General features: G+C 61.6%; 11 protein-coding genes. 8 read left to right on the forward strand and 3 right to left on the reverse strand.

Going from position 1 to position 12,555, the window contains the following annotated elements; all coding sequences use genetic code 11:
* Positions 1–668: 668 nt before the first annotated feature.
* A complete protein-coding gene (locus tag JQ567_RS08655) occupies positions 669–1,568 on the forward strand; it encodes a DMT family transporter (protein ID WP_212438420.1) in 900 nt (299 codons plus the stop codon).
* A 28-nt stretch (positions 1,569–1,596) separates the two neighbouring features.
* Here the strand turns inward: JQ567_RS08655 and JQ567_RS08660 are convergent, their stop codons facing one another.
* Positions 1,597–2,508, reverse strand: a complete 912-nt coding sequence (locus JQ567_RS08660; RefSeq protein WP_212438421.1) for a DUF2189 domain-containing protein — start codon at positions 2,506–2,508, stop codon at positions 1,597–1,599.
* A gap of 560 nt (positions 2,509–3,068) precedes the next feature.
* Here JQ567_RS08660 and JQ567_RS08665 point away from each other — a divergent pair.
* From JQ567_RS08665 to JQ567_RS08695, 7 genes are all read left to right on the forward strand, one after another.
* Positions 3,069–3,902, forward strand: coding sequence for a cytochrome c oxidase subunit II (locus JQ567_RS08665; RefSeq protein ID WP_212438422.1), 834 nt, complete (start codon positions 3,069–3,071; stop codon positions 3,900–3,902).
* A 75-nt stretch (positions 3,903–3,977) separates the two neighbouring features.
* Positions 3,978–5,753, forward strand: a complete 1,776-nt coding sequence (locus tag JQ567_RS08670) for a cbb3-type cytochrome c oxidase subunit I (protein ID WP_212438423.1) — start codon at positions 3,978–3,980, stop codon at positions 5,751–5,753.
* Positions 5,750–6,454 (forward strand): cytochrome c oxidase subunit 3, encoded by a 705-nt coding sequence (locus JQ567_RS08675; RefSeq protein ID WP_212438424.1) that lies wholly within the window; start codon positions 5,750–5,752, stop codon positions 6,452–6,454. The genes JQ567_RS08670 and JQ567_RS08675 overlap by 4 nt, the downstream gene beginning before the upstream one ends.
* A 10-nt stretch (positions 6,455–6,464) precedes the next feature.
* Entirely contained in the window at positions 6,465–7,187 is a 723-nt protein-coding gene (locus JQ567_RS08680; RefSeq protein WP_212438425.1) for a heme-copper oxidase subunit III family protein, read from the forward strand.
* Positions 7,188–7,196: 9 nt separating this feature from the next.
* Positions 7,197–7,598, forward strand: coding sequence for a cytochrome C oxidase subunit IV family protein (locus JQ567_RS08685; protein WP_212438426.1), 402 nt, complete (start codon positions 7,197–7,199; stop codon positions 7,596–7,598).
* Between the two features lie 33 nt (positions 7,599–7,631).
* Positions 7,632–7,925: a GYD domain-containing protein gene (locus JQ567_RS08690; protein WP_212438427.1), complete on the forward strand. Its 294-nt coding sequence runs from the start codon at positions 7,632–7,634 to the stop codon at positions 7,923–7,925.
* 135 nt (positions 7,926–8,060) lie between these two features.
* On the forward strand, positions 8,061–8,972 hold the full coding sequence (locus tag JQ567_RS08695; RefSeq protein ID WP_212438428.1) for a heme o synthase: 912 nt from the start codon (positions 8,061–8,063) through the stop codon (positions 8,970–8,972).
* A 14-nt stretch (positions 8,973–8,986) separates the two neighbouring features.
* Here the strand turns inward: JQ567_RS08695 and JQ567_RS08700 are convergent, their stop codons facing one another.
* Complete coding sequence (locus JQ567_RS08700; RefSeq protein ID WP_212438429.1) at positions 8,987–9,832, reverse strand: DUF4274 domain-containing protein; 846 nt, start codon at positions 9,830–9,832, stop codon at positions 8,987–8,989.
* Positions 9,833–10,307: 475 nt separating this feature from the next.
* Positions 10,308–12,542: a CHASE3 domain-containing protein gene (locus tag JQ567_RS08705; protein WP_212438430.1), complete on the reverse strand. Its 2,235-nt coding sequence runs from the start codon at positions 12,540–12,542 to the stop codon at positions 10,308–10,310.
* Between the last annotated feature and the right edge of the window lie 13 nt (positions 12,543–12,555).

Consider the following 12,555-nt stretch of genomic DNA (forward strand, 5'->3'; position numbering starts at 1 on the left):
CCCGGTCTGTCTCTCTGGCACTTGCTGGGGGTCCCGATCCGGGCCTTCCAGGTCATGCAATCAACGCCCCAACGCTTCACTTGTGGGCCTATTCCAGCCCGCTTTTTTCGGGCCTTGCGGCCCTGTTTTCGCGCCCCGAACTGCCCGTTTTTGAGGGCAGAAAAGTCCTCTCCCGCGGCCTTAACCGGCGGGCGGAGTGGTCGTTTCGGAACCCTTTTGGGATGACCGGCGGGGACCCAAAACACACTCGCGCCGAACAGGAAGAAAGCTAGGCCAAGTCCGTTACGCCCGTCAAGGACTAGTACGAGTTCCTGAATCAAATACTAAATATGGTGGAAAGAGGGGGATAACAGGGGGTGATCTCGCGCCTGTGATCGGTCCAAGTATCAGTGAGTCCTCACAGATTCGACAAGGAAAAAAAGTTGCCGGCCTGTGGAGCGCGGCCTTCTCCCGGCTGTTCACAGGACAAGTATTTATTCGCGTCTTTCGGGCCTTCCGGGATTGCGCTTTGGAGACTCACGTAAGGCTACGGAGAACTCCACCCTGGCATGCCGGCGAGCCGATGGTCGCCGCCGCCGATAAGGGCCAAAGTCGCCGCCGATTCCCCCGGCTGATTCTTGAGCCGATTCTCTTTTCTCCGATTCCCTTTCGGTCCTTGCCGGTCGTTCATGACAGACCCTGTGTCACCAGCTGCGCGTGCGCGTATCGCACCCGCCGGCCTCATGTTCCTCGCCATCACCTCGGTGGGCTGGGGCTTTAACTGGCCGGTCACAAAATTCCTGCTCGGCGAACTGCCGCCGCTGACCTTGCGCGGCGTCACCGGCGTGATCGGGGCCTTGCTGCTGGCGGCGCTGGCGCTGCTGCGGGGGCAGACTCTGCGGGTCGACCGGGCGCTGTGGCCGCGGCTGCTGCTGGCGGCGCTCCTCAACGTCACCGGCTGGATGGTGCTGATGGGGCTGGCGCTGCTGTGGCTGCCGGCCAGCGAAACCGCGCTGATCGCCTACACGATGCCGGTCTGGGCCTCGCTATTGGCCTGGCCGGTGCTGGGCGAGCGGCCGACATTATTGCGCACGGTCTCGCTGGTGATGGCGTTCGCCGGGTTAGCTGCCATCATGGGCGGCAATGGTGTGACGGCGTCCGCGGCCAAACTGCCGGGGATCGTGATGGCGCTGGCCGGCTCGATCGGCTTTGCGCTCGGCACGGTGCTGGCCAAGAAACTGCCGCTCGACATGCCGCCGATCCCGGCCGCCGCGTGGCAGATCGGGCTTGGCTGTTTTCCGGTCGCCATTGTCGGCCTCGCGATCGAGACCACGGATCTGGGCAAGGTCAGCCAGATCGGCTGGTGGCTGCTGATCTACTCCACCGTCATCCAGTTCTGCATCGCCTATGTCAGCTGGTTTGCCGCGCTGTCGCGGCTGCCGGCCTCGGTTGCCGCCATCGGCACCATGGCGGTGCCGGTGATCGGCGTGGTGGCCTCGGCGGCAGCCCTGGGCGAGCCGTTGGGATGGGTCCAGATCGTGGCGCTGCTGTTCACGCTGGCGGGCGTGGTGCTGGCGACGCGGTCGTAACGGCTCACAAGCCTCGTATCACTTGCTCTTACTTCTCGCGGCTCCACGGGAACAGATTGGCCGGGAAATCCGCCGCGTAGCGGTGTCCTTTGCGCAGGTGGGGTTCTTCCTCTTGTGGAGGATTGGGATCCGGCTCCACCACTTTCCGGTACAGATGCCAGGTGGCATGGCCGAGCACCGGCAGAACGACGGCCAGGCCAACGAACAGCGGCAGCGAACCGATCACCAGCAGCGCCGCGACAATCAGACCCCACGCGGCCATCGCAACCGGATTTTTCATCACGGCCCAGATCGACGTCCGGATCGCGTCTATCGCCGTCGCATGCCGGTCAAGCATCAACGGAAACGATACGACACTGACGCACAGCGCCACGACCGCGAACAGAAAACCGACGCCGCACCCGACGATGATGAGCGACCATCCTTCCGGCGTCGTCAGCACGCGCGTTGCGAAGTCAGGGATGCTCGCAGCCGGAGCGTGGCCGAAGATTGAAACGTAGATGGCGTTCGCTACGCCGATCCAGGCCCCGAACAGGACGAGCAGGAGAATGCCGAGTTCCAGCATGGCGCCGAAAGCGGGCGCGCGCAGCACGTGAAGTGCTTTCGATACGTCGACTTCCTCGCCGCGCTCGCGGCGGCGGCTGAGCTCGTACAAACCAATCGCGGCAAAGGGTCCAAGCAAGGCAAACCCGGCTGCCAGTGGAAACAGCAGAGGCAGTACTGAATAGCCAAGGACCATCCGGAACAGGGCAATACCGAGCACGGGATAGATCACGCACACGACCACCGCGTGGCTTGGCATTGCCTTGAAGTCTTCCCAGCCCAGGCGCAGCGCCTCGTGCAGGTCGGACAGTCCGATTTTGCGAATCGGATATGTGGCCGCGTCCCCGAAGACGTGGCGTCCAACTCTTGCGATGTTGTCGGAATACAGAGTGGCCATCGACGCACCTCCCGTGCTGAAAGTCGCGGCGATGCAACGGCGCGGTTTCCAGCCACGCGTGTCCGCCGCTATGTGCGAGAAACGCGATCGAGCCGAGTACCGGCAAACCCGAGGTCAACGAAGTAGCCGGACGAAACTTGTCGCGACCTGCAGAGCCAGATTAACGCGATTGGGATTAGGCAGCGCTCACGGTTCGGTGAAGTGTGCACGTTTGCAGTCATTTGCCCGGCCACTTGCTGCGTTGCGTCATCATCAAACGGTTGTGCCGGCTGACGCGCGCTTGCTTGCGGCATCAGTCTGGCGCCCCGACGAGGTAGTCCTCTATTGATTATTGATCTATTGACGCGTGGCTCGACGCGTACCATCTTACTTTCTGACGCCCCGGATCCGATGGTTAGCGGTCGTAACGTGTGCTCCGTGCCACGTCTGGATGTCGCGACCGGTCATATGGGCGAGGCAAGACGCACTGCGATGGCGCATGTGAAGTCGGCCATCGAGCAGGTGTGAGCTGCGCCCTTTAATCCGTCTCCGTTGCCTTGATTGGCAAGGAGGACTGAAGGATGGTTGTCGCACTCATACTGCTTCTGGTCGCAGTCGGCTCGGTGCTGTTTCACATCTACAGCCCGTGGTGGTGGACGCCGATCGCCACCAACTGGAGCTACATCGACCACACCATCAGCATCACCTTCTGGATCACCGGAGCGGTGTTCTTCGCGGTCATCGCCTTCATGGCCTATTGCGTCTTCCGCTTTCATCACAAGGAGGGAAGGCGGGCAGCCTACAATCCCGAAAACAAGAAGCTCGAATGGTGGCTCACCATCGGGACTGCGGTCGGCGTCGGAGCCATGCTGGCGCCCGGCTTGGTGGTCTGGCACCAGTTCGTCACGGTTCCGGCTGATGCCACCGAGATCGAGGTCATGGGCCAGCAGTGGCAATGGAGCTTCCGCCTCCCGGGGAAGGATGGCCGGATGGGCACAACCAATGTCCGCAACATCAGTCCCGAAAACCCGATGGGCTTGAATCGCGACGATCCGAATGGACAAGACGACGTCGTGATCGAAAGCGGCGACTTGCACCTTCCGATCGGGAAGCCGGTCAAGGTTTTGCTCCGCTCCCTCGATGTCCTGCACAATTTCTATGTGCCCGAGTTCCGGGCCAAGATGGATATGGTTCCTGGCATGGTCACCTATTTCTGGATGACCCCGATCCGGACCGGAACGTTTGATGTGCTGTGCGCCGAGCTATGCGGCGTGGCGCACGCGCAGATGCGGGCCAAGGTCATCGTCCAGGAGGTGAGTGAATATCACGCCTGGCTGGAGCAGCAGCAGACGTTTGCAGAACTGTCGGGCCGAAATGCCGTGACGAAGGCGACGTACAAATCCGGCGGCGAGTAAGAAAGCGCCGCTGGGAAGATAGATCGGGCGCGTGAACTCATCGCCCCCGATGGAAACGACCAAGGAGGTTTTTCTATGGTCGATGTCCCATATGACGCACGCGCGGACGCGCCGCCTGCCGAAGTGCCGGAGGTTGAGCTCTATCATCCCAGAAGCTGGTGGACGCAGTATGTCTTTTCGCAGGACGCCAAAGTCATCGCCATCCAGTACTCGCTGACGGCGTCCGCAATCGGGCTGGTGGCCCTGGTACTGTCGTGGCTGATGCGACTGCAACTGGGATTTCCCGGCACGTTTTCCTTTATCGATGCAAGCCAATACCTCCAGTTCATCACCATGCACGGCATGATCATGGTGATCTATTTGCTCACGGCATTGTTCCTGGGCGGTTTCGGCAACTACCTTATCCCGCTGATGGTCGGCGCCCGGGACATGGTTTTCCCCTATGTGAACATGCTGAGCTACTGGATCTACCTGCTCGCAGTCCTGGTGTTGGCGTCGACCTTTTTCGTGCCTGGCGGGCCCACCGGCGCCGGCTGGACGCTCTACCCACCGCAGGCGGTTCTCTCCGGTACCCCCGGGCAGGATTGGGGCATCGTTCTCATGCTGGTCTCCCTGATCCTGTTCATCATCGGCTTCACCATGGGCGGGTTGAATTATGTGGTGACGGTGCTGCAGGCGCGCACACGCGGCATGACGTTGATGCGGATGCCCCTGACGGTGTGGGGCATATTCACGGCCACCGTGATGGCGCTGCTGGCCTTCCCCGCGCTGTTCGTCGCCTCGGTCATGATGCTGTTCGATCGTCTGCTGGGAACCAGCTTCTTCATGCCCGCACTCGTCGAGATGGGGCAGCAGATGAAGTATGGCGGGGGCAGCCCGATCCTGTTCCAGCACCTGTTCTGGTTCTTCGGTCATCCGGAAGTCTACATCGTCGCCTTGCCCGCCTTCGGCATCGTTTCGGATCTGATCAGCACCCACGCGCGAAAGAACATCTTCGGCTATCGCATGATGGTTTGGGCGATCGTGGGAATCGGCGCTCTCAGCTTCGTCGTATGGGCGCACCACATGTATGTGAGCGGCATGCATCCGAAATTCGGCTTCTTCTTCGCCACCACGACGCTCATCATCGCCATCCCGACCGCCATCAAGGTCTACAACTGGGTGCTAACCCTGTGGCGCGGCGACATTCATCTCACCGTCCCGATGCTGTTCGCCCTCGGCTTCATCATCACGTTCGTGAACGGCGGGCTCACGGGCCTCTTCCTCGGCAACGTCGTCGTGGACGTCCCGCTTTCGGATACCATGTTCGTCGTCGCGCATTTCCATATGGTGATGGGCGTGGCGCCAATCATGGTCGTGCTGGGGGCGATCTATCATTGGTACCCCAAGGTCACCGGGCGAATGCTGGATGACTGGATGGGCAAGTTTCATTTCTGGGTGACGTTCCTCGGCGCCTATCTGATCTTCTTCCCCATGCATTATATTGGACTGCTCGGCGTTCCGCGCCGGTATCACGACATCGGCGAGGCGGCGTTTATCCCGTCATCGACCCATACGCTCAATGCCTTTATCACCGTCATGGCTTTGATCGTGGGCTTCGCCCAGATGGTGTTCCTGTTCAACCTTGTCTGGAGCCTGTTCAAGGGCAGGCCTTCGGGTGGCAATCCATGGCGGGCGACAACACTGGAGTGGCAGACGCCGGAAACCCCGCCCGGCCACGGCAACTGGGGCAAGGAGCTCCCGGTGGTCTACCGATGGGCGTATGACTACAGCGTGCCCGGTGCCGCGCAGGACTTCATTCCGCAGAACCAGCCGCGGGTGACGCCGGCGCTTCAGGGAGCTGCGCCGTGAGCGCCATCATCCTGTTCATGGCGGTGATAACGGTCATCGTCGGATGGTGGCTCTCGCAGCAACGGCTGACAGCCAAACCCTGGCTGGAAGAAGGTTCGATCGATGATTTCCCGGGCACGGGTGCTATCACCTTGCCGGCAGCCAAGATCGGACTGGGCGTGTTTCTCGCTGTCGCCGGCTCGCTGTTCGCACTCTTCATCAGCGCTTACTCGATGCGCATGAACATGGCGGACTGGCGCACGATGCCCGTGCCTTCGCTGCTGTGGTTCAACACGGGCGTCCTGGTCCTGAGCAGTATTGCGCTGCAATGGGCACACGTGGCCGCGCACCGGAACAACATGGACGGTGTGATCGTCGGCCTCTGCGCCGGCGGCGCGTCCGCGGTTACATTCCTGATTGGGCAACTGCTGGCGTGGCAACAGCTGCGCGAAGCGGGTTATTTCGTCGCGTCCAATCCAGCCAATTCCTTTTTCTACATGATGACCGCGGCGCACGGGCTGCACCTGATGGGCGGTTTGGTGGCGCTCGGCAGAGCGACTGCCAGGGTGTGGCGCGGCGCCGAGATGGCCCAGTTACGCCTGAGCGTGGAGCTCTGCACGATCTACTGGCACTTCCTGCTGTTGGTCTGGCTGGTCTTGCTTGGTCTGCTGACGGGCTGGACGGACGATTTCGTCGACATCTGTCGCAGGTTGCTCACCTAGGAGAGACCAGATGGCAGAGACTGTGCTGACAAACCCTGGAGAATCGCCCGCGCGTGCCGCCGGCTTGCGGGGCGTTGCCGACGACTGGTCCTCGGATCAGCGCGCGTTCAAGAATGTCTCCTGGGGGAAGGCCATGATGTGGATCTTCCTCCTGAGCGACACCTTTATCTTCAGTTGTTTTTTGCTGTCCTACATGACCGCGCGAATGTCCACGACGGTGCCGTGGCCGAATCCGAGTGAGGTATTCGCTCTCACGATTGGCGGGCATCATATACCCCTCATCCTGATCGCCATCATGACCTTCGTCCTGATCTCTAGCAGCGGCACCATGGCGATGGCCGTCAATTTCGGTTACCGCCGCGATCGCGTCAAAACCGCAGTCTTGATGCTGGTCACAGCGGCGCTTGGCGCAACGTTCGTCGGAATGCAGGCCTTCGAATGGACCAAGCTGATCATGGAGGGCGTACGGCCCTGGGAAAACCCCTGGGGCGCGGCGCAGTTCGGCTCGAGCTTCTTCATGATCACCGGCTTCCACGGCACTCACGTGACGTTCGGCGTGATTTTCCTGATCGCCATCGCGCGAAAGGTCTGGCGGGGAGACTTCGACGTCGAAAGGCGCGGCTTCTTCACGAGCAGAAAGGGACACTACGAGATCGTCGAAATCATGGGCCTGTACTGGCACTTCGTCGATCTGGTGTGGGTGTTCATCTTTGCCTTCTTTTATCTTTGGTGAGGTCGGCGCATGACAAACGTGGCGGTACATCTGGAAGCCCAGCAACCTTCGCTGCACGCGCATGTGCATGACGTGCCCGCATCGGGAGCCACGCATACAAAGGGCCAGCAGCACCCGATCAAGCTCTATCTCGTGGTCTGGGGATGGCTGTTCGTCCTCAGCGCCTGCTCCTATCTCGTCGACTACTTTGGCTTCCATGGCTATCTCAGATGGTCGCTGATCCTGCTGTTCATGGTGTTGAAGGCCGGCTTGATCGTCGCCGTCTTCATGCACATGGCCTGGGAGCGGCTGGCCTTGAGCTATGCCATCCTGCTGCCGCCGGTGCTGGTGTTGGTGTTTGTGGCGATCATGGTGTTCGAATCCGACTACACGCACCTCATCCGGGTCGTGTTCTTCGCGCCTACGACGTAGGCGCCGTTGCCTCGTACCAAATGGAGGATGGCCATGACCACATATGTCATGCTTGCAAACTGGACCGAGCAAGGCATTCTGAAGGTGAAGGACTCGCCAAGCCGTCTGGACGCAGCAAAGAAAGCGCTCAAGGACATGAGCGGCGAGTTCAAATTGTTTTTCCTTACCATGGGCGACTTTGACATCGTCGCGATCTACGAAGCTCCTGATGACGCCGTGGCAGCACGTTTCAGCCTGCAACTGGGCATGCAGGGAAACATCCGGACGCGCACGCTGAAAGCGTTTCCTGAAACAGCCTATCGGGAAATCATCAAATCGCTGGGTTAGACGGCACAAAGGTGTGCTCGTGAATAGCCGCGGATTTTCAAGGTCTGGTTTTGCAAAAGGATCGTTCAGCGCAATTGCATCATGTTTTAATACGCAGCCGTCGCCATGGCGCCGGCAAGGGGAGGCATTAATCTCATGCAAATCAATCGTTCAATTCCCCTTCGCGGGAGCTATGCCAGCATCGGGGACTATGTCGCGCTGACGAAACCGCGCGTGATGTCGCTGGTCGTCTTTACCGCACTGGTTGGTCTCATGGTCGCACCAGGCGGCATCGATCCCTTCGCCGGTGCCGTTGCTCTTCTTTGCATCGCTGCCGGAGCTGGCGCCGCAGGTGCGCTCAATATGTGGTACGACGCCGACATCGATGCGCTGATGGCGCGTACCGCCATGCGTCCGATTCCCAGCGGCCGTGTATCGCGCTCGGAAGCATTGGTCTTCGGATTGATACTTGGAATGGGCGCCATTCTGGCCCTCGGCACTTTGCTGAACATGGCCGCGGCCGCGCTGCTGGCTTTCACAATCTTCTTCTATGTCGTCGTCTACACGATGTGGCTCAAACGCCGAACACCGCAAAATATCGTCATTGGCGGTGCGGCCGGCGCGCTGCCTCCGGTGATCGGCTGGGTTGCGGCAACCGGAAATGTCGGGCTCGAGCCGCTCATCCTGTTCCTGATCATCTTCCTTTGGACGCCGCCGCACTTCTGGGCATTGTCGCTTAATCTTGCCGGGGAATATGCCAGCGCCGGTGTGCCGATGTTGCCGGTCGTCGCCGGCAAGGCCGAAACAAAGCGCCAGATTCTTCTCTACAGCGTTGTTCTGGCTCCGATCTCGGTGATCCCCTGGGTACTGGGGTTCGCGGGAGCGATCTATGGCGCGGCTGCGGCGATGCTTGGAGCGATCTTGATTGTTCTCGCATGGCAGGTACGTCGGAGCGACGACAAGGAAAGGCGGCCCGCGCGTCGCCTGTTCGTGTTTTCGATGCTCTATCTGGTCCTGCTTTTTGGTGTGTTGCTGATGAATGCTGTTCCCTCCGTTCAGTCCCACTAGGACGCGGACTCTCGCTAAGCTCCTTCGTAGAACTGGCGATTGCCCCGCCGGCCCCGCGTGGTCCAGCGAAGCCAGCCGGAAAGCGAGGTCGGCGTTTGCTTTCCGAGGTAAGGCATGTCGGCGGCCAGCAGCTTGCGCGCGTCCATGTAGGCCGCGGTCTCTCCGTACAGCGCCTCGATATGCGCCAGCTCGTCGAGGGCGCCGAGGTCGCATTGCGACGATGAGGTCAGCAGCGGCAGGGTGAAGTAGTGGCGAACCCAGTAGTTGCTTTCGTAGGCGTCGCGCCACGCGGCCTGGGTCCGAAACAGGGGCGAGAACCCGAGCCGCTGCACGATCTCGTCCAGGTGCCTTTCGGTCGCCTTGTTGCCGGGTGCGACGGCGGGCTCGCGGCCGATGAACGGGCCCAGCAGGCTCCGCGGCAGCGCCATCCAGGCAGGCCGACGCGCGAGGCGGCGCTCCCGGACAGCGTCCGCATAGTCATGCACGCTGTGGAGCACTTCGAACCGGTTGAGCGCGAGCTCGCTGCGGCGGTAGAAGCCTCTATCGATGTTTGTCGCAATGCCTTGGAGAAGCCCTTCGTCGCCCTTGAACCCCGACTCGTTGGCGTCTCGTTTGACGTAGAACCCCGGCTGACAAGCCCAGAAAATCCAGGCGGCGATGGCGATGTCGCAGTCGGGATCGTCGATCATGCGCTGCCTCATCGACTCCCCACCGTCCCAGACCATGCTCTTCAAAAACATGAGCCACGTGCCCTGGGGCTGCGACGGTAGCCACGCCTCGATCTCGGCGCGGTAGTCTCGCTCGCGGGACCCATCCTTATACGCCACATAGATGACGGGGATTGTGCTTGTTTCAGCCATGGCCCACCTGCTTGCGAAGCGGTCGCGAAGGCCGAAGCCTAGCAAGCCGGGGGTTACGAAACGGTTGGCGCCTACGGGGCGCTGTTCATTGTTTGCAAGCGCACCCGTGGCGAGGCTAGAAACCCGATCCCGACACCAACAGAATTGCTCCGATCACCATAAGGAGAATGCCCGGCCAGTTCGTTCCCAGGCCCAGGAATCGGAGGCTGCGCCGTGGCGGCTCCAGAGTACCGCGAACCGGCCGGGAGGAGTCCGGGCCGCTGAGCGATCCCCGCCAAATAGCGGTGCGTGCCATGTACAACATTCCGCCGAGAACGAGCAGCGCGCCAAGTCCCATGAGGAACATTTTCGCCTCTCAGTTCATGGTTGCCACGTACAACAGAACCAGGATTCAAGCGCCAGGTGGTAGGATTCGTTCCGGGCTACGCGCTAATGAGTCCGCCCGGTTCTGCTTCAATCTGAACCGATAAGGCCCCTAGTCCAGCGCCTGGCGGATCATTTTTGCCAGTTGCGACTTGCGATAGGGCTTGCTCAGCAGCAAGACGCCGGGGTCGAGCCGCCCCTGGTGCACGATCGCGTTGTCGGTATATCCAGAGGTATACAGCACTCTTATACCGGGCCGGTGTTTGACGACTTCGTCGGCAAGCTGCCTGCCGGACATGCCGTTGGGCAGGATCACGTCGGTGAAGAGCAGGTCAAATGGCAATCCGTTTTTCACGGCCTGCAGTGCCGAGGGACCGTCTGATGTATCGAGGGTCTGGTAGCCGAGGGTCTGCAACTGCGTGGTGACGAAGTTGCGCACCAGCTCATCGTCTTCCACCACCAGGATGGTTTCGGCGCCGCCGACCAGCGGGGCGGCCGCGGCCACGGCCGCCGGCGCCTGGCCACGGGCGGGCGGCAGATAAAGCTTGATCGTGGTGCCGTGGCCTTCCTCGCTGTAGACCCGGATGTGGCCGCCGGACTGCTTGACGAAGCCGTAGACCATGCTCATGCCGAGGCCGGTGCCCTTGCCGACTTCCTTGGTGGTGAAGAACGGCTCGAACACCTTGTCCTGGATCTCCTTGGACATGCCGGTGCCGGTGTCGCTGACCGCCAGCATCACGTACGGGCCGGGCAGCACGTCGGGATTGGCCTGTGCATAGGCCTCGTCGAGCGTAACGTTGCGGGTCTCCAGCAACAGCTTGCCGCCTTCGGGCATCGCATCGCGGGCATTGATCGCCATGTTGAGCAGCGAGTTCGCCAGCTGCGAGGGATCGATATGCGCCGCCGCAACCTCCGGCTCGAGGATCGAGTCGATCTCGATGTGTTCGCCGAGGGTAGGGCGCAGCAGCTTGGCGATGTCGAGGACGGTGCCGTTGACGTCGATATTGCGCGGCTGAAGCGGTTGCCGGCGCGCGAATGCCAAGAGATGCTGGATCAGCTCGATGCAGCGTTCCGCCGCCACGTCGATCAGCTCGGCGGTTTTCCGCAGCGCCGGCTGGTCCTCGAGTGCGCCGACCAGCCTTTCGGTGGTGCCGGTGATGACGGTCAGCATGTTGTTGAAATCGTGGGCGACGCCGCCGGTCAGTTTGCCGATGGCGTCGAGTTTTTGCGACTGCTGCAGCTTGCGCTCGATTTCGCGCGTCGCGGTGATGTCATGATAGAGCAGCGCCGCGCCGCTGATGGCGCGCGACGCGTCGCGCAGCGGCCGGCCGCTGATGACGAGGTGAGCCGGCGCGCTGCCGCTCTTGGGCCGCACCACGATTTCGGTGGCGTCGAATTCCTCGCCGCGCAGCGCGCGCGCCGCCGGCATCTCCCGGGTGGGCAGCGGCGTGACGCCATCGGCACGAAAGACGGTGCTCAGCTGCCGCAGCAGTTCCACGGTCATGCCCGGGCGGTATCGCAGCATCTTTTCCGCGGCCGGGTTGGAGAGCAGCACGCGGCCCTTGATGTCGATGACAAGCACCGCCTCGGCCATGCTGTGAAAGGTGCTCTGCATCACTTCGGTCGAATGCCGGAGTTCCTCGTGGGCCGTGACCAGGTGCCCGGTGCGTTCGGCGACCGCGGCCTCCAGCGCCTCATTGGTGGCCTTGGTTGCAGTCAGGGAGTCTTGCAACTCACGGCGTGACCTGCCGGTCGAGCGCGTGAGGACGGTCGCAAGGATCAGGATCAGCAGCACGCAAGCCAGGTCAACCGCCAGCAGGAAGCCGCCGTTGGTTTCGGACTGGGTGCGCCGGAGCGTGAGACGCCTTCGCTCTTCGGCGACGGTCTTTGCCAGATTTTCGCCGATCGTCTCCGTCGCCTTGCGGTCCTCGTCATTGGCCAGCAATGCGGCGATTTTCGCCTGGTCGCCCGCATTCTTGAGCCTGATCAACTCGCCGCCCGTCACAATCTGGCGGGCCACCTGGGCCTTGGCTTGCTCGAGCAGCTGGGTTTGACCGGGATTGCCCTCGACGGTCTTGATCAGGTCATCGAAGGCCGGCAGGATTGCGTTACTGGACTCGTTATATTCCTTCACGAAGTCCGGGTTGCCGGTGAGCGCAAAGCCGCGCGCAGCACTTTCGGCGCGGCGCAGCAGCGGCCGGATATCCGAGATTCTCTTCAGCACTTCCAGGGCGTGGTCGACCGAAGCCGTGTCGGCCCGCGACTTCAGGTCGAGACCGATGGAAGCAGCACCGATAAGGAGGAGGATCGCGAGGCCGATTCCAAGGATGATACGCTGCGAAGGCATTGACGCTTTTATT

Origin of the sequence: Bradyrhizobium sp. AUGA SZCCT0431, assembly GCF_018131065.1 — a bacterium.
Classification (GTDB): Bacteria; Pseudomonadota; Alphaproteobacteria; order Rhizobiales; family Xanthobacteraceae; genus Bradyrhizobium.

Excerpts from the sequence above, each read along its gene's own strand:
- JQ567_RS08655 (WP_212438420.1), top strand. The coding sequence starts at position 669 with ATGACAGACCCTGTGTCACCAGCTGCGCGTGCGCGTATCGCACCCGCC.
- JQ567_RS08660 (WP_212438421.1), bottom strand. The coding sequence starts at position 2,508 with ATGGCCACTCTGTATTCCGACAACATCGCAAGAGTTGGACGCCACGTC.
- JQ567_RS08665 (WP_212438422.1), top strand. The coding sequence starts at position 3,069 with ATGGTTGTCGCACTCATACTGCTTCTGGTCGCAGTCGGCTCGGTGCTG.
- JQ567_RS08670 (WP_212438423.1), top strand. The coding sequence starts at position 3,978 with ATGGTCGATGTCCCATATGACGCACGCGCGGACGCGCCGCCTGCCGAA.
- JQ567_RS08680 (WP_212438425.1), top strand. The coding sequence starts at position 6,465 with ATGGCAGAGACTGTGCTGACAAACCCTGGAGAATCGCCCGCGCGTGCC.
- JQ567_RS08685 (WP_212438426.1), top strand. The coding sequence starts at position 7,197 with ATGACAAACGTGGCGGTACATCTGGAAGCCCAGCAACCTTCGCTGCAC.
- JQ567_RS08690 (WP_212438427.1), top strand. The coding sequence starts at position 7,632 with ATGACCACATATGTCATGCTTGCAAACTGGACCGAGCAAGGCATTCTG.
- JQ567_RS08695 (WP_212438428.1), top strand. The coding sequence starts at position 8,061 with ATGCAAATCAATCGTTCAATTCCCCTTCGCGGGAGCTATGCCAGCATC.
- JQ567_RS08700 (WP_212438429.1), bottom strand. The coding sequence starts at position 9,832 with ATGGCTGAAACAAGCACAATCCCCGTCATCTATGTGGCGTATAAGGAT.
- JQ567_RS08705 (WP_212438430.1), bottom strand. The coding sequence starts at position 12,542 with ATGCCTTCGCAGCGTATCATCCTTGGAATCGGCCTCGCGATCCTCCTC.